Source organism: Arthrobacter nitrophenolicus, from assembly GCF_045833485.1.
GTDB classification, from domain to species: Bacteria; Actinomycetota; Actinomycetes; order Actinomycetales; family Micrococcaceae; genus Arthrobacter; species Arthrobacter nitrophenolicus.
Genome location: NZ_CP174504.1, coordinates 624,688 through 641,017, shown reverse-complemented (window position 1 = coordinate 641,017; position 16,330 = coordinate 624,688). Strand labels below are relative to the sequence as shown.

Sequence of the window (16,330 nt, the reverse complement as noted above, 5' to 3'; positions counted from 1 at the left end):
GCCTTTCAGGAGGTTGGTGGTTAGCCCTTGACGGCCGACTGGGTGAGGCTGGCGATGATCCAGCGCTGGGCCACAAGGAAGACGATCAGTGCGGGGGCGATGGCGATGGTGGTTGCCGCCATCACCTGGGCCACGTTCCCGGCGCCGTAGGGGCCGAGCATGAGCACCAGGCCCAGCGGGAGGGTGGCGGTGTCCGTGCTGTTGAGGAAGATGGACGGGGCGAAGTAGGCGTTCCAGCTGCCCAGGAACGTGATGACGCCCAGGGTGCTGACGGCGTTCTTGGCCAGCGGCAGCGCGATCAGCCGGTAGGTCTGCCATGCCGTGGCGCCGTCCATCCGGGCGGCGTCGATGATCTCCTGGGGCAGGCCCAGGAAGAACTGGCGGAGCAGGAAGACACCCAGCGCGCCGGTGATGCCGGGCAGGATCAGGCTCAGCGGGTTGTCCAGCAGGCCGAACGTCCGCATCAGCAGGAACAGCGGGATGATGGTCACCTGCGCCGGCACCATCAGGGAGGACAGCAGCCCCACGAAGATGGAGTTGCGGCCGGGAAACTGCAGTTTGGCGAACGCGTAGCCGGCCATCGGCGCGGTGATGATCATGCCCACGCTCACGGCGATAGCGATGACGGCGCTGTTGAGCATGTTCCGCAAAATGGGGACGGGCCCGCTGACCGCGCCGGCGTAGTTGGACCAGTCCCATTCGGTGGGCAGCCACTGCGGGGGCAGGTCGTACGCGTGGCTGGCGTCCCGCAGGGACGTGGTGAACATCCACAGGAACGGCGCAATCATGCCCACGGCTCCGATGACCAGCAGCGCAACGGACACGGACTTCCCGACGCCGGGCCGCCGTCGTACGCCTTTTCCGGCGCCCTGGCGGGGCGGCAGGACCGGGACGTTTAGGTTACTCATTGTTGACCCATGACTTTCGGAGGCGGAACTGGACGATCGTCACCAGCATGATGATCAGGAACAGGGTGACCGCGATGGCTGAGGCGTATCCCATGTCGAACTTGTTGAACGCCACCTCGGCGATGTACATCACCACGCTGCGGCTGGCGTCGCCGGGGCCGCCGCGGGTGAGGACGATGATGGATTCGTAGATCTGGAACGCGCCGATGATGGTGATGGTGATGTTGAAGAACGTGGCCTGGCTGATCATCGGCAGCACGATCCGGCGGAAGACCTGCCACTCGTTGGCGCCGTCCATCCGGGCGGCCTCCACCATGTCCTTGGGCACTTCCTGCAGGGCGGCGACGAAGATCAGCATGGCGAACCCGACGTTCCGCCAGGTGTCCACGATGATCACGGAGACCTTGGAGAACTCGGAGCTGTTGAGCCAGTCGATGCGCTCGCCGCCCATGGCCGTCAGGTAGTAGTTCAGGATGCCCGTGTCCTTCTGGAACAGCGCCTGCCAGATGATGGACACGTATACCAGCGCCACCAGGTAGGGGAAGAAGTAGGCGGAGCGGAACACGTAGGTCAGTGCCCGGGGGAGCCGCTGGTTGATCAGGACGGCGAACAGGAGGGCGAAGCCGTTGATGAGGACGACGGCGGCCGCGACGTAGAGGACGGTGTTGCCGTACGTCGTGGCCAGGCGTTCGTCCCGGAACATCCGGGCGTAGTTGTCCAGGCCAACGAACTTGGGTGCGGTGAGGATGTTGTACTTGGTGAGGCTGAGGTACAGGGCGGCGATGAGCGGGCCGAGGACGAAGACCAGGAAGCCGATCACGGTGGGCGCCGTGAACAGGTAACCCGTGAGGGCTTCCCGACGGCGGGCCGCGCCCTGGTGCCCGGGGCGGCCCCCGCGCCCCTTCAGGGGCGCGGGCGGCTGCTTTACTGCGGGGGCTGTGAGGGTCACTGCTGCAACGCCTCCTCAACATCCTTTTGCGCCTTCTCCAGCGACGCGCCGATGTCCTGGCCGGACATGATCTCGTCCATGGCCCGCATGAAGGCCGGGTCCAGCACGTTGTACACGCCCGGTGCGGCCACCGGCTTGGCGTAGGACAGCGAGTTGTAGAACTCTTCGGCGTGCTCGGGGTGCTTCAGGAACTCCGGAGCGGAGGCGGCGGTCTTGGTGGACGGGACGGCCGCACCTGCATCGGCCCACTGCTTCTGGGTCTGCTGGTCCGTGAGCATCTTGATGAACTCCCAGGACAGTTCCGGGTTCTTGGAGGCCTTTGACACAGCGAATGCGCCGGCGCCGAACACGGTGGACTTGGTGGACTGCTGCGGCCAGGGCAGGATGTCGTAGTCGCTGAAGCCGGCTTTTTCGAAGCCGCCGGTGACGAAGTGGCCGGCGCCGGTCATGGCCGCCTTCCCGGCGGGGAAGAGCTGGTACGGGTCCGCTCCCTTGGGCTGCGGGGAGACGCCGTGCTCGGTGACCAGGTCGCGGACCCAGCCCACGGTTTCCTTGACCTTTTCGTCGGTGAGCTGCGCCGTCTTCAGGTCCTCGCTCATCACGGACGTTCCGTTGGAGTACAGCCACGGGGTAATGCCGAAGGAGTAGTACGGCATGGCGAACCCGTACACCTTGTCCGCCCCCTCGCCGGTGGTGAGTTTCTTGGAGACCTCCAGGAACTCGTCCCAGGTCCAGTCGTCGCTGGGCCGTTCAATGCCGGCGGCTTCGAACATCTTGGTGTTGTAGTAGATCACCATGGTGTTGAAGGTGTTCGGCATCAGGTACGTGGAGCCGTCCTTGCTGAAGCCTTCAAGCAGTTTGGGGTCGATATCCTCGCGGAGCTCCTTTGCCTCGGGATCGTTCTTCAGGAAACCGTCCAGCGGGGTGAAGAGCTCGTTGGCCAGGCCCAGTTCCACACCCTCGGTGGCGATGTTGATGACGTCCGGTGCCTGGCCTGCCGCGGCCTGGGTGGCGAGCTTGTTGACGTACTCGGTCCAGGTGGTGATGGGGGTGAAGTTGTTGTTCACCGTGACGTTCGGGTACTTCTCCTTGAAGCGTTCGGCCACGCTGTCGTACACGGCCTTGTCTCCGGGATCGCCCCAGTTGGACACCGAGATGGTGGCGGTGACGTCCTTGGCCGGGGCGGTGTAGGGGCCGTCGGCGGCGGGGGCTGTCGATTCGGCGCCGCCCGCGCAGCCGGTGATGGCCAGCAGGGCCGCGGCGGCTGCCGAGGCGAGGGTGGTGCGGACTGTTTTTCTCATGTGATGCTCCTTTGCATGGCGTCGCCCTGGGGAGGGGCATGGTGTGGGATGCGAAAACGGGTGATGCCGGGTTGGGTGGCGTTCTAGCCGGTGGATCTTCGGAACTCGAGCTCGGAATCGAGCCGGATGATGGTGGTGGGTGCGCCTGGGTGCTCGATCCTTTTCAGCAGGAGTCCGACGGCGCTTTCGCCCAGCCGGAAGGCGGGCTGGCGGACGGTGGTGATCTGCGGGTGGAACAGGTCCGAGTAGGTGAAGCCGTCGAACGCGGCGAAGGCCATGTCATCAGGAACCCGCAGCCCTTCCTTCTGGACTGCCCGCAGCGCACCCGCCGCCAGCAGCGTGCTGCAGGCGAGGACCGCCGTCGGACGTTCCGCGGAACCCTTGATCAGGGGCCGGACCTTCTGGAAGGTCTCTGCCGCCGTGACCGTGCCCTCGCAGAGCAGCGACGGCGGGACGTCCAGGCCGCGGTTGGCCATCGCCTTCCGGAAGCCGTCCTGGCGCTCCCGGAGGGAGGAGACCCGAAGGTCGCCGGAGACCAGCAGGATCCGTTCATGGCCGCGGCCTGCCAGGTGGCCGACGAGGGCCTCCATGGCGGCGTGGTTGTTGACCCCCACCTGGTCCACGTTGCCGTGTTCCCCGCCCAGTTCCTCCAGCCGGTCCAGCAGGACCAGGGGCTTCTGTTCCTCCCTGATGCGGTCCAGCAGTTTCCCGTCTGACCCGGCGGCCCGGGCGATGATCAGACCGTCCACCCTGCGGTCCAGCAGCGCTTCGACTGCCGAGGTTTCCCGGGCGGGATCTTCCGCCGAGTTGGCCAGCAGCAGGGACACCCCGTTCTGCGCGGCAGCCTCTTCCACGCCGTGGACCATGTCCGCGAAGGCCGGCTCACCGGCGTCTGAGACCACCAGGCCGATGGAATCGGTCCGGGCCCGGCGCATGGAACGGGCCAGAACGTCCCGCCGATAACCCGTGGCCTGCACGGCCTGCATGACGCGGGCCTTGGTCTCGGGTTCGACGTGCCGGGTTTCGTTGAGGACGTGCGACACAGTGGACGTCGAGACGCCTGCCAGCGTTGCGACATCGACGATGGTGGCCACTGCGACTCCTTCAGCAAAACGTTTGCGCGAACGTTTCGATAGTAGAGACAAACGTTTCGATGTGCAATGGGTCACGTAAGATTCTTTTTCCACCTGCGACGCCCGGTCACTTATTACGGTCTTTTCCCCGCCGCCCGTTCACTGGTTACGGCTGTAATCCCGGCGCATGTTTTCCTCGCCGAGCCAGTGTTGAGGGAGAGGCCGCCACAGGTGAGCTGGGGTCGCCTTGAGAGCAACCACAAGTGAGCGCGCGTCAGGAAATGGTTGCGTTCTCGGTCAGGCGGTTGGTGTTGTCCCGGTGGAAGCGCGGTATTCGATGGTCGGCGCGAGGCGAACCACGGAAGGTTCGGCACCCTTGTCCGCGATCCGCTTGGCTAACAGCTCCGCCGCCGTGGCACCGACCTGGAACGCCGGCTGGCGGACGGTGGTGAGCTGGGGCTCGAACAGGTCCGCATAAGCGAAGCCGTCGAAGGCGGCGAAGGCGAGGTCGTCCGGCAGCCGGAGCCCGCGCTGCTGGATCTGCCGGAGGGCTGCGGCCGCGAGGACCGTGCTGCAGGCAATGACGGCGGTGGGCGGCGTGGACCTGGACAGCGCTGCCCGGATGCCGGCGTCAGTCTTCTTGGCGCTTTCGGCGATGACTACCAGCTGCTTGGCCGCCGGGACGCCTGCCGACTCCATGGCGTCGGTGAACGCCTCGTGCCGTTCCCGCAGGGTGGCCACGCGGGTGTCGCCGGCCACCAGCAGGATCCGTTCGTGCCCCTGCCCGGTCAGATGCTGCACCAGTTCCTTGACGGGCGCCCGGTTTTCGACGCCCACCTGGTCGAACGGATCCTCGGAAAGCCGGTCCATGAGCACCAGGGGAGTGCCCTGTCCCGCGAAGTCGGCAAGGGCTTCTGGGCCTGACCCGGCGGCGCGTGCCAGGATGATTCCGTCCACCCGGCGTTCCAGGAGGGCCTGAACGGCGCGGGCCTCACGCCGTGGATCCTCTGCCGAGTTGGCGAGAAGCAGCGTGACGCCCTGCTTGGCGGCTGTCTCCTCAACCCCGCGGATCATTTCCGCGAAAGCCGGCTCGCCGCCGTCGGACACTATCAGTCCGATGCTGTCTGTGCGGTTGCGGCGCATGGCGCGGGCGAGCGCGTCCTGGCGGTAGGAGGTCTCCTCGATGGCCTTGAGGACCTTCTGCCGTGTCTCGTCGTTGACGTGGCGGGTGCCGTTGAGGACGTGTGAAACGGTGGAGATGGAAACGCCGGCAAGCTTGGCCACTTTTACCATCGTCGTCATCGTCGCCGTCCTCAGGGAATCGTTTACGCGAACGTTTCGCGCAGCCTTCGCCAGTTTACAGTTGGGCTGATCCCTCCTCGGTCCTCTTCCGTTGCAGAGATCTTGACCCAAGCCTCGGCGATCCTTCGGGCTTCCTTGACGTGCCCGGCGTAGCTTGGGCCCATCAGGCAGTTCGGGTTCGAAGGGGAGTGGAAGCAATGACGCTTACTGAATACGTTGTAGCCCTTGGCAGCATGCTGGCCTCACTCGGGGCTGCCGGTCTCCTGGCAGCCGGAGTGATCCGTGCAAAGGCCCGCCACTGACCGGTTCCTTCACGGGACCCCGCGCGCCCGCCGGGTAACGGAAGAAATCGCGAGGGCGAACTTCCGGTGAAGTTTCTCTCCCAAACCCCTTTACGCGCCCGGTCCGGTGTCATTAACATCGTTCGTGTCATAGTCCGGATGGGCGCCGGGGGCGTCCGGGAAGGGGGAGTGCATCACCGCTGATGATTACCGAATGACAATTGACCACTACGTTGAAAGCCCCTCCTAGGAGGGGCTTTCCCCTTGCCCGGCATGCGGCCTTCTGGCAAGGTGTTTCCCTCCTAGGGCGTAGGCCGGATGGCGGTATCCGCGCTGTAGGACGTGACCCTGGACGCGGGGCCGCTGTCGAGTACCTTCGAGCGGACCGTGGAAGTGTCCAAAACGACGTGCTGCGCCTCGACGTTGCTCACAACATGGTTCGTGGCCACCACGTTGCTGTCGCCCCCGGCGATGAGGACCATCGTGGGCTGGGCGTTCGGCGGTACGATCCTGTCCGGCGCGACGTCGTAGGCGATGAGGTTGTTGGAGAAGAGGTTGTTGTCTCCCGCGATGTGAACCACGCCGTACAGATCGTCCAGGCCGTTGGATACTCCAAGGAACGGCGGGAAGCCTTCCATCCCGCGCCGGAAGTGGTTGCCTGTGACCAGGTTTTCCTTGCAGTTGTTGGTGAGCCGCATCATTCCGGGGAAGAAGCCCTGAAACCTGTTCGCGGTCACCGAGCACCTGTTGCAGCCGGTCAGCTCGACCAGGCTCCTGCCCCGGGGGAACAGGTTGTTGCCGGTGATGAGCAGGCCCTCGTGGTTCTCCGCCAGCAGGGTGGCCCCCTCCGGACCGGCCCCCATGAGGTTGTCGCTGACGATCGTCGCCTGCCCGGCGCCGGTAAGTTCAACGCAGTTGCCGCATTCGGCAATCATGTTGTCGTGGACACGCAGGGCGTCGGCCCCACGGACTATGAGTGCGTGCTCAAGGTAAACAAAGCCCATGCCAGTGATGTGGAAGGAGTCGTTGTCCGAGGCGACTTCAATGCCGGTCCTGCCGTTCCGGTAGCTGTTGCCGTCCGGCGGGAACCCCACGCCATCAAGGCAGAAGTCGCGGAAAACAACTCCTGACAGGCGCGGACTCCCCGCCCGGCGGACCAGGAACGCCTGCGGTGCCGTTGGCGGGGTGAGCACACGGATGTGGCTGCCGCCGGGCTGCAGCTCGAGCCAGCCGGACGTGTCCGCATTGTCCTTGATGCTGCGGGAGAAAAACCCGTGCCCAAAGCCGGCAATGGTCAGGTAGCTGATGTCCACCACCACCTGCGTCCGAAGATCGTAGTCGCCCGGGGGAATGGTGATGACGGCACCCGGCCTGGTGTCGGCGGTGGTCTGGCGCCTCTTGATGTCCGCGATGATGTCATTGATCACCGCACCGATGTCCACCTTCGCCGTCACCCCGGGCCGGCCCTTGATCTTCCAGGACGTGACGTCGTAGATATTCGTTTCTTCCGGGCTGTCCGCGGCGTGTGCCGGTGCTGTAGCGCCGAAGGCCAGCGCTCCGGTAAGGGTGGCAACAGCGCCAGCGCCCAACAGCCTGCGCCGGCTTGGATCCACCACTGCCGAATTTTTGTCAGTCAACGCTTTTCTCCTCAATGCACAGTGGAACGTGTGGTCTATCCGGCACCGCAAGGCATGGCTCTTTACAGCACAGGGCTGCGGGATCTTGGGGGCCGCCAAGTATGCGCCGATACGTAGAAGAGGTCCCTGCTCCCCATAGAGCGGAAATCTTCAGACGCAAGCCAAAACGATTTGGTTGGCCGGATGCCTCGAGGCTAGGAGGGCGGGGCTGCGGCTGTCAACGCCAAAATTTCTTTCGCTTTTTGGCACAGCGGTGACCCTTGACACTCGATCGCAAGCAGGCCTATGGTGAATGCCAAGTCGTTTTGGCAAAACGATTTTTCAGACCGAGTCACTCTCACCATTCCGTTCAAGAGAAAGTGAGTCGACAGCGATGTCCACTCGTACATTCATCAGCAGGCTCGCCGTCGGCGGCATCTGCACCGCCGTCGCACTGTCCGCCTCGGCGTGCGGCGCAGGAGGCCCGGCCACGTCTACCGGAAGCGCCGGCACCAACACCGTCAACGTCCTGGTCGAAGCCGGCGGCCACGCCGAGCTGACCGGCGTTGCCGAACAGTGCAAGACCGAAACAGGCGTCAGCGCCAACTTCGTCGAACTGCCCTACGACGGCATGTTCAACCGCCTTTCCAGCGAATTCTCCTCCGGCAATGTCTCCTTCGACGTGGCCGCCCTGGACTCCGTGTGGCTGCCCAGCTTCAAGGACGCCCTCCAGCCCATTGACGAGATCTTCACGGACGAGGCCAAGAAGGACATCTTCCCGGCCCTGGTCAAGGAAGCCAACGTGGACGGGCACTTCGTGGGCCTGCCCGCCTGGACCAACGCCGAAATCATCCTGTACCGCAAGGACCTGTTCGAGGACGCCAAGAACAAGGCCGACTTCCAGGCCAAGTACGGCTATGAACTGGCTGCCCCCACCACCTGGGAGCAGTACCAGGACATCTCCGAGTTCTTCACCAAGGACGGCATGTACGGCACGGACGTCAAGGGCGGCGTGGAAACCGAATGGCTGGCCCACGTCCTGCAGGCCGGCTCGCCCATGGTCCTGGACGGCGACAAGGTGGTCATCGACAACGCCGCGCACAAGGAAGCCCTGGACTTCTACGTGGGCCTGGCCAAGTACGCTCCCTCCGGCGCAGCCCAGGTGGACTGGGCCGCAGCGCAGAACCTGTTCAACCAGGGCCAGACCGCCATGACCCGGTTCTGGGCCCACGCCTACCGGCAGATCCCCAAGGACTCCCCGGTGGCGGGCAAGGTGGGCACAGCCCCCATGATCGCCGGATCCGCCGGCGTCGGCGGCGTTCCCGGCCCCTGGTACCTCACGGTGCCGAAGGCCACCAAGAACACCGAGGCGGCCAAGAAGTTCGTGAAGTGCGCCTACGACTACAACGACAAGGGCATCGAATCCAGCCTGGGCCTGGCCTCCCGCATCTCCGCGTTCGAGAAGTACCAGGACAAGGAAGGCTACGAGAGCTTCAAGCCGCTGATCGAAACCCTCAACGGGGAAGCCACCGCCACCCGCCCTGCCACCGAGAAGTGGCAGCAGATTGTGGACACCGTCCTGGTGCCCATGCTGCAGAAGGCCGTTGCCGGCGGTGACTCCGCCACCCTCCTCGCCGACGCCAAGAAGCAGATCGAGGACCTCCTCAAGTAAGACCACCGCGGCCGGCACCTGTGTACCGGTGCCGGCCGCGGCCCCAACCAGCGGAAGAGAAAACCGTGCGCATCTCCGACCGCCGCTTCGCATTGTTCCTGATGACACCAGCGGCGCTGTTCCTGGCAATATTCGTGGCCTTCCCGCTGTTCCGCCTGGTGGCGGACAGCTTCTACAAAATCTCCCCGATCGCCGGCGGCCCCCGCGACTTCGTGGGCCTGGACAACTACTTCCGCGCCTTCGCATCAGAGGCCTTTACGGGAGCGGGCTGGCGGACCCTGGCCTACACCCTGGTGGTGGTGACCCTCGAGTTCGCCCTCGGCCTGGGCATGGCACTGCTGTTCACCATGCTGGGCCGCAGCTCCCAGATCTGGCGGACCGTGTTCATGTACCCGCTTATGATCGCCCCGATCGTTGCAGGCCTGCTCTGGAAGTTCCTGATGATCGACAACTTCGGCCTCATCGGAACCCTCCTGCACCAGGCCGGCATCCTGGGCAACCCCAACCAGATCGGCTGGCTGTCAGACCCCGGCATCGTGCTGTACTCGGTGGCCATCCCCGACATCTGGCTGACCACCTCGTTCATGTGCCTGGTGCTTTTCGCCGGACTGCAGAACATCCCCGGCGACCTCATCGAAGCCGCGCGGCTGGACGGTGCCCGCGCCCCGGCCCTGCTGTTCCGGATCATCCTTCCGCTGCTCCGCCCCGTCATCGCCGTCGCGCTGGTGGTGCGCGGCATCGACGCGGCCAGGGCCTTTGACACCATCCTCATCCAGACCAACGGCGGCCCGCAGTCCGCCTCGGAAACCATGAGCCTGCTGATTTACCGGACCATGATCCGCTTCGGCGATCCCGGCCTGGCCAGCGCCATGGGCACCATCTACCTGCTGGCGATGCTGGCCGTCGCGTTCGTCGCGGTGTCCACCATCTGGCGGCCAGGAAAGGACACCTGATGCGCCTCGCTGAACGAACAAAGCACGACGGCGGGACCCCGGCAACGGCATCCGCGGCACCTTCCGCGGCAGCCGCCGTCGTCCCTCCCCGCAAGCGCCGCAGCGTCAACCGGGAAGGGCTGGAGGCCGGCCGGCGGAGCACCCGCACGCTGCTGTGGATCCTCCTCGCGGCAGCCATGGTGCTCTACGGATTCCCGTTCCTGTACCTGCTGTTCACGTCCTTCAAGACCCCGATCGACACCATCGCCGTGCCGCCCACCATCCTTCCGCGGGAGTGGACGCTGGAGAACTACGTCAACGCGCTGGGCCGCAGCGGTGTGCCGGCGTCGTTCATCAATAGCATCCAGACGGCGATCATCAGCACCGTGCTCTCCCTGGTCCTGGCGGTGCCCGCCGCCTACGGCATCACCCGGTACAAGACGCTGAGCGGCCGGATCTTCATCATGGCCGCCCTGGTGACGCGTATGGTCCCGCCGGTGGCGATCGGCATTCCGCTGGCCTCCATGATGGGGTCCGTGGGCCTGGCCGATACCCCCATCGCACTCTCCATCGCGCACACCACCATCTCCCTGCCGCTCTCCATCTGGCTGATGTCCAGCTTCTTCGAAGCGGTCCCGAAAGACCTGGAGGAGGCGGCAACCGTGGACGGGTGCAGCAGGCTCGGCGCCCTCTGGCGGGTTGTTATCCCGGTGGTCTCCGGCGGCATCGCCGTCACGGCGATCTTCGCCTTCCTGGCGTCCTGGAACGAGTTCCTCTTCGCCCTCCTGATGACCGCCATCCGCTCGCAGACAACGCCCGTGGTGATCGCGAACTTCCAGACCCAGTTCGGCCTGGACTGGGGATCCATGACGGCGCTGGCCGCGGTCTACTCCATCCCGGTCATCCTGCTGACCCTTCTCCTGCAGCGCAAGATCGTGGCGGGCATGACGCTCGGCGCGGTCAAGGGCTAGCCAGGGCCGCCGGCATTCGTCGGTAGCCTACTCATACCGGACAATCCATAAGGACGTGGGACACAGATGACCAACAAGAACATCGGCATCAAGGACGTGGCCGTCGCCGCCGGCGTTTCCGTGACAACTGTCTCCCACGTGCTCAACGAGGTTTCCTACGCCCGGATCAGCCCCGAGACCAGGGACAAGGTCAAGTCCGCCGCCGAGCAGCTCGGCTACGGTCCCAACCGCCTGGCCCAGGCGCTGCGCACGCAGCGGACCGGCATGCTGGGCCTGGTGAGCGAGGATATCGCCACCACGCCCCACGCCGGCCGCATTATCCTGGGCGCCGACGAGGCCGCAAAGGCCCGGGGGTACGGCCTTATGATCATCAACACCTCCGGCTCGGCCAGCCTCGAATCCCGGCGGGCCGACGTCGACGCCCTCCTGGAACGCCGGGTGGACGGCATCCTCTACGCCACCATGTACCACCGCAACGTGGAGCTGCCGGCCAACCTGGGCAGTGTGCCCTCCGTGCTGGTGGACTCGGTGGCCAAAGGCGGAAACATCACCGCCGTGATCCCGGACGAAGACGGCGGTGCACGGGCCGCCGTCGGCGCGCTCCTCGAAGCGGGCCACACCCGGGTGGGCTTCATCAACAACACCGACGACGTCCCGGCCACCCGCGAGCGGCTCCAAGCCTTCCGAACCATGCTGACCGAAGCAGGGCTCGACGGCGACGCGGCACCTGTCGAGTCCGAGGTCTCCGAAGTGCATGGCGGCTACGAGGCGGCCCGGCGGATCCTGGCACGCGAGGACCGGCCCACCGGCCTGTTCTGCTACAACGACCGGATGGCGATGGGAGCCTACCGCGCCGCCGCCGAGCTGGGCCTCAGCATTCCCGGCGACCTGTCAGTGGTCGGCTTCGATGACCAGGAACTGATTGCCGCCAATCTCCACCCGGGCCTCACCACCGTGGCCCTGCCCCACTACGAGATGGGTGCCTGGGCCACAGAGCACCTGATTGACGCCGTCGAAGGGAAGACAGACCTGACCCTCATGGCACTCCACCCGACCATCCTGGGCTGCCCGCTGGTGCGCCGCGATTCCATCGCGGCTCCCCGGCCCTAGCAGCCAGCCCCTTCCACTTTCCCAGAGGACCGCACCAAACATGTCCACCTTCCTTGATGCCGCACGCCCGGAAACGCCTCCGGCCGGTACCGCCAGGTTCCGTCCCGCCGTCCACTTCACGGCCCGGGACACCTGGCTGAACGACCCCAACGGCCTGGTCTTCCACGACGGGCTCTACCACCTCTTCTTCCAGAACAACCCCTACGGCAACGTGTGGGGCAACATGTCCTGGGGCCACGCCACCTCCCGGGACCTGCTCCACTGGACCGAACACCCCGTCGCCATTGCCTGCGACGAAACCGAGGACATCTTCTCCGGTTCCGTGGTGGTGGACCACGGAAACACGTCCGGCTTCGGTACCGCGGACGCACCGGCCCTCGTGGCCATCTACACCAGCGCCTACAAGGCAGCGTCCGAGCACCACGGCACGCAGGCGCAGTCCCTGGCCTACAGCACCGACGCGGGAATGACCTGGCACAAGTACCGCAACAACCCTGTCCTAGCCCGGAACTCTGCGCACTTCCGCGACCCCAAAGTCTTCCGCTACGAGGGCGGGCGGGGCACCTGCTGGATTATGGTGGCCGTCGAAGCGCAGCACCAGAAGGTGGTCTTCTACCGGTCGGACGACCTCAAGACCTGGGACTTCCTCAGCGAGTTCGGCCCCGTGAACGCAGACCAGGGCGAATGGGAGTGCCCCGATCTCTTCCCCCTGGCCGTTGACGGGGACCCGGACAACGTCAAATGGGTCCTGATCGTCAACGTCAATCCGGGCGCGGTGGCCGGAGGTTCCGGCGGCCAGTACTTCGTGGGCCAGTTCGACGGCGCGCGGTTCGTCCCGGACGCCTCTTCAGTTGCAGCGCCGGCCGGGGTGAGCACCCTGGGTGACCCCGTGGCGGCCGCTGCCGCCCTGCAGCAATGCCTGTGGCTGGACTGGGGACGCGACTGCTACGCCTCCGTCTCCTTCAGCAACGTCCCCGGTGGGCGGCGGATCATCATCGGCTGGATGAACAACTGGGACTACGCCAACCAGCTGCCCACCGCCCCCTGGCGGTCCTCCATGACCCTCGCCCGCGAAGTGCGCCTCACCGCAGCCAACGGCTCGGCGCGCCTGGTCCAGCAGCCCGTCCTGCCCGGCCACCCTTCCGGACAGGAGCCGCCTGCCCTTGCTCCCGTGGAGCAGATCATCACGGAACCGTCCGACCTGCAGGACTCGGTCCTCCTGCTGCCGGCTGCGGCACCGGGCAGCGCGCAGGTCATCGAGGCGGAGATCCTGCCCGGGAGCGCCGAACACGTGGCCTTCCACCTCTTCGCCAGCGAGGACGGAAGCACGGGCACGGTGCTGGGCTACAACGCCGCCACCGGCCGGCTCGTCCTTGACCGCAGCAGGTCAGGGGACACGGGTTTCCACGAAAAGTTTTCCTCCGCGGAGTCAGCCCCGCTGGTCCTTGAGGACGGCGTGCTCAAGCTGCAGATCGTCGTCGACCATTGCTCGGTGGAGGTCTTCGCGCAGGGCGGCGCGGTGGTCCTGACAGACCTCGTCTTCCCCGGCGCGGAAAGCCAGGCGAACTGGCTGGCGGCCGCGGGAGGCCCGGCAACAATCCAGAAACTCACGGTCTCAACCCTCACCTGACCGCAGGTTGGGCAAGTCAAGAAAGGTCCCGAAAAATGCACACGAACGATGACCCCCAGCCGGGCCCTGACGTCGTAGTAGTCGGTGAAGCCCTCGTGGACATCGTTGTCACGTCCGCGGGCACTGTGGAGCACCCCGGCGGGTCACCGGCCAACGTGGCCTACGGGCTCGGGCGGCTGGGCGCGGCCACCGCGTTGCTGACCTCGATCGGCGACGACCCGCGCGGCGCGGCCATCGAGCAGCACCTGCGCAGCGCCGGCGTCGAACTCCTGCCCGGTTCCAAAGGGCCTGGCCGGACCGCCACGGCGACGGCGACCCTGGCGTCCGACGGGTCCGCGCACTATGACTTCGACATCCGCTGGGATCTGCCGCGGATCGCCCCGGCCACGCTGCCCAAAGTCCTGCACACCGGCTCCATCGCCACTTTCCTGGCGCCGGGGGCAGCTGCGGTAAGGGAGCTTCTGGAGCAGTCGCACCGGCGGTGCATGGTCACCTACGACCCCAACATCCGCCCTGCCCTGCTCGGCAGCCACTTCGAGGCGAAGACCATCTTCGAGGAACTCGTCCCCTTCACCGAGGTGGTCAAACTCAGCGACGAGGATGCCCTGTGGCTGTACCCGAAGCTGTCCCTGGCGGACATCTCACAGCGCATCCTGGACCTCGGGGCCGGGCTCGTCGCCGTCACCAGGGGAGCGGAAGGATCGTTGCTCACCACGGCGGGCGCGCAGGTGGAGGTCCCCCCGGTCACGGCCGAAGTGGCGGACACCATCGGCGCCGGCGACTCCTACATGTCCGCCCTGGTCTACGGACTCCTCATGCGCGGGGCCGACGGCTTGGCGCCCTCCGTGCTGGAGTCGCTGGGCCGGATGGCCTCCCGGGCAGCGGCCATCACGGTCAGCCGGCCCGGCGCCAACCCGCCGACGGCGGAGGAGCTGCAGGCCGAGCTCCCGGAGCAGCAAACAGTGGCACCATGAGAACCAGGACACAAAGGGAAGAGCCCATGCCAAGCAACAACTATTACGACGTGACCATGTGGCCGGTCGGCAATCCGGCCAAGGACGTGGGCGAAGTGATCAACAGCATCATCGCCGACATCAAGGAACGGCAGGCTGCCACAGATGTGAACGACGGCGGCAAGCCCGGCGCGGTGATCTACCTTCCGCCGGGGGATTACCACCTTCGCACCCAGGTACTGATCGACGTCAGCTTCCTCCGGATCGAGGGCTCCGGGCACGGCTTCACGTCGTCGAGCATCCGCTTCAACGTGCCCGAAGACGAATGGCCGGACCTGCACGAGCTGTGGCCGGGCGGAAGCCGGGTCATCGTGGACCTTCCCGCTGCCGGGGACGGGGAGGAAGCCAAGGGCGCCGCCTTCTATGTCGAGCGGAACGGAAGCCCGCGGATCAGTTCCGTGGAGTTCTCCAACTTCTGCATCGACGGGCTGCACTTCGTTCCGGACGGCTCCGGACTGCGGGCGGAAAACACGTACGTCAACGGCAAGACCGGCATCTACGCCGCGACTGCCAACGACTCGTTCCGCGTCACCGGCATGGGATTCGTCTACCTGGAGCACGCCCTCACCATCTATCACGCGGACGCGCTGTCCATCCACGACAACTTCATTGCCGAGTGCGGAAGCTGCATCGAACTGCGGGGCTGGGGACAGGCCTCCAAGATCACCGACAACCTGGTGGGCGCCGGCTTCAAGGGCCACTCGATCTACGCCGAGAACCACGGCGGGCTCCTGGTCACCGCGAACAACGTCTTCCCCCGGGGCGCGAGCAGCGTCCACTTCAAAGGCGTCACCCGGTCCAGCGTCACCAACAACCGGCTGCATTCGTTCTACCCGGGGATGGTGCTCCTCGAGGACAACAGCTCCGAAAACCTGGTGGCCACCAACCACTTCCTCCGCGACCATGAGCCCTGGACGCCCTTCCTGGGAGTGGACAACGGGCTGGACGACCTGACCGGGCTCCTCAGCATCAGCGGCAGCAACAACTCCGTGGTGGGCAACCACTTCTCAGAGGTCATCGACTCGGAGAGCATCCGGCCGGCGGGCGGCACGCCTGTCATCATCCGGCTGGCTGCGGGGGCGGGCAACTTTGTCTCCAACAACCATGTAGTGGCATTGGACGTCTCCGCCAAGTCGAGCGATTCCTGCTTCGCGGCCCAGGTTGACGCCCTGCTCACCACCGAGGCCACGGAAGGCCTCGCCGTCACCACCGTCATGGTCGACTCCGCATCAGCCCGGAACACGGTCCTTGATTCCGGAAGCGACACCCAGGTTGTCCTGGACAAGGCCGTGAACGCCTTTCGGGCCACCCCGACGATCGGTATGTAGCAGAGGAAAACCCTGCAGGGCGCGGGAAGCACGTAGTGGGGTTTAGTAAAACGAGTAGGGATTACGCGGGTGCCGGCGCCGGGGGCTTGCATAGATTCGGGGCATGGCTGAAGTAATCAATCGCAAGCACGGGCGCCGCAGGATGGCCACAGAGGCCAAGCGCGGCGTCCAACCCTACGTCGTGGTGAACGCTGTTTTGGTGGTCGGCCTGGCCATCGCCATTTTCGTGCTGACCCGCTAGCCC

Annotated in this window: 14 protein-coding genes; 8 read left to right on the top strand and 6 right to left on the bottom strand. The window is 65.7% G+C overall.

Annotated elements, in window-relative coordinates; genetic code table 11:
* Positions 1–20 precede the first annotated feature (20 nt).
* From ACJJV6_RS03015 to ACJJV6_RS02990, 6 genes are all read right to left on the bottom strand, one after another.
* Positions 21–908: a carbohydrate ABC transporter permease gene (locus ACJJV6_RS03015; RefSeq protein WP_354175819.1), complete on the bottom strand. Its 888-nt coding sequence runs from the start codon at positions 906–908 to the stop codon at positions 21–23.
* Entirely contained in the window at positions 901–1,857 is a 957-nt protein-coding gene (locus ACJJV6_RS03010; protein ID WP_009356379.1) for a carbohydrate ABC transporter permease, read from the bottom strand. The genes ACJJV6_RS03015 and ACJJV6_RS03010 overlap by 8 nt, the downstream gene beginning before the upstream one ends.
* A complete protein-coding gene (locus ACJJV6_RS03005) occupies positions 1,854–3,158 on the bottom strand; it encodes a sugar ABC transporter substrate-binding protein (RefSeq protein ID WP_009356378.1) in 1,305 nt (434 codons plus the stop codon). Before ACJJV6_RS03005 ends, ACJJV6_RS03010 begins: the two co-directional genes overlap by 4 nt.
* 83 nt (positions 3,159–3,241) lie before the next feature.
* On the bottom strand, positions 3,242–4,252 hold the full coding sequence (locus ACJJV6_RS03000) for a LacI family DNA-binding transcriptional regulator (RefSeq protein ID WP_009356377.1): 1,011 nt from the start codon (positions 4,250–4,252) through the stop codon (positions 3,242–3,244).
* A 276-nt stretch (positions 4,253–4,528) separates the two neighbouring features.
* Entirely contained in the window at positions 4,529–5,533 is a 1,005-nt protein-coding gene (locus ACJJV6_RS02995) for a LacI family DNA-binding transcriptional regulator (RefSeq protein ID WP_009356376.1), read from the bottom strand.
* Positions 5,534–6,116: 583 nt separating this feature from the next.
* The gene (locus ACJJV6_RS02990; protein WP_009356375.1) at positions 6,117–7,451 is read right to left on the bottom strand and encodes a NosD domain-containing protein; all 1,335 of its coding nucleotides are present in this window, start codon (positions 7,449–7,451) and stop codon (positions 6,117–6,119) included.
* A gap of 373 nt (positions 7,452–7,824) precedes the next feature.
* On the opposite strand from ACJJV6_RS02990, the gene ACJJV6_RS02985 reads away from it, so the two are divergent.
* From ACJJV6_RS02985 to ACJJV6_RS02950, 8 genes are all read left to right on the top strand, one after another.
* Positions 7,825–9,102, top strand: a complete 1,278-nt coding sequence (locus ACJJV6_RS02985) for a sugar ABC transporter substrate-binding protein (protein WP_354175817.1) — start codon at positions 7,825–7,827, stop codon at positions 9,100–9,102.
* A gap of 65 nt (positions 9,103–9,167) precedes the next feature.
* Positions 9,168–10,055 (top strand): carbohydrate ABC transporter permease, encoded by an 888-nt coding sequence (locus ACJJV6_RS02980; protein ID WP_009356372.1) that lies wholly within the window; start codon positions 9,168–9,170, stop codon positions 10,053–10,055.
* On the top strand, positions 10,055–11,005 hold the full coding sequence (locus ACJJV6_RS02975; RefSeq protein ID WP_354175814.1) for a carbohydrate ABC transporter permease: 951 nt from the start codon (positions 10,055–10,057) through the stop codon (positions 11,003–11,005). Before ACJJV6_RS02980 ends, ACJJV6_RS02975 begins: the two co-directional genes overlap by 1 nt.
* Positions 11,006–11,071: 66 nt before the next feature.
* Complete coding sequence (locus ACJJV6_RS02970; protein ID WP_009356370.1) at positions 11,072–12,115, top strand: LacI family DNA-binding transcriptional regulator; 1,044 nt, start codon at positions 11,072–11,074, stop codon at positions 12,113–12,115.
* 40 nt (positions 12,116–12,155) lie between these two features.
* On the top strand, positions 12,156–13,745 hold the full coding sequence (locus tag ACJJV6_RS02965; protein WP_009356369.1) for a glycoside hydrolase family 32 protein: 1,590 nt from the start codon (positions 12,156–12,158) through the stop codon (positions 13,743–13,745).
* A gap of 35 nt (positions 13,746–13,780) precedes the next feature.
* Positions 13,781–14,719, top strand: a complete 939-nt coding sequence (locus ACJJV6_RS02960; protein WP_354175812.1) for a carbohydrate kinase — start codon at positions 13,781–13,783, stop codon at positions 14,717–14,719.
* Positions 14,720–14,745: 26 nt separating this feature from the next.
* On the top strand, positions 14,746–16,086 hold the full coding sequence (locus ACJJV6_RS02955) for a right-handed parallel beta-helix repeat-containing protein (RefSeq protein WP_009356367.1): 1,341 nt from the start codon (positions 14,746–14,748) through the stop codon (positions 16,084–16,086).
* A gap of 103 nt (positions 16,087–16,189) precedes the next feature.
* Positions 16,190–16,327, top strand: coding sequence for a hypothetical protein (locus tag ACJJV6_RS02950; protein WP_009356366.1), 138 nt, complete (start codon positions 16,190–16,192; stop codon positions 16,325–16,327).
* Positions 16,328–16,330 lie beyond the last annotated feature (3 nt).

Bases quoted from the DNA above. Each gene is read 5' to 3' on its own strand.
- ACJJV6_RS03015 (WP_354175819.1), bottom strand. From the start codon at position 908: ATGAGTAACCTAAACGTCCCGGTCCTGCCGCCCCGCCAGGGCGCCGGA.
- ACJJV6_RS03005 (WP_009356378.1), bottom strand. From the start codon at position 3,158: ATGAGAAAAACAGTCCGCACCACCCTCGCCTCGGCAGCCGCCGCGGCC.
- ACJJV6_RS02995 (WP_009356376.1), bottom strand. From the start codon at position 5,533: ATGACGACGATGGTAAAAGTGGCCAAGCTTGCCGGCGTTTCCATCTCC.
- ACJJV6_RS02985 (WP_354175817.1), top strand. From the start codon at position 7,825: ATGTCCACTCGTACATTCATCAGCAGGCTCGCCGTCGGCGGCATCTGC.
- ACJJV6_RS02975 (WP_354175814.1), top strand. From the start codon at position 10,055: ATGCGCCTCGCTGAACGAACAAAGCACGACGGCGGGACCCCGGCAACG.
- ACJJV6_RS02970 (WP_009356370.1), top strand. From the start codon at position 11,072: ATGACCAACAAGAACATCGGCATCAAGGACGTGGCCGTCGCCGCCGGC.
- ACJJV6_RS02965 (WP_009356369.1), top strand. From the start codon at position 12,156: ATGTCCACCTTCCTTGATGCCGCACGCCCGGAAACGCCTCCGGCCGGT.
- ACJJV6_RS02960 (WP_354175812.1), top strand. From the start codon at position 13,781: ATGCACACGAACGATGACCCCCAGCCGGGCCCTGACGTCGTAGTAGTC.
- ACJJV6_RS02955 (WP_009356367.1), top strand. From the start codon at position 14,746: ATGCCAAGCAACAACTATTACGACGTGACCATGTGGCCGGTCGGCAAT.
- ACJJV6_RS02950 (WP_009356366.1), top strand. From the start codon at position 16,190: ATGGCTGAAGTAATCAATCGCAAGCACGGGCGCCGCAGGATGGCCACA.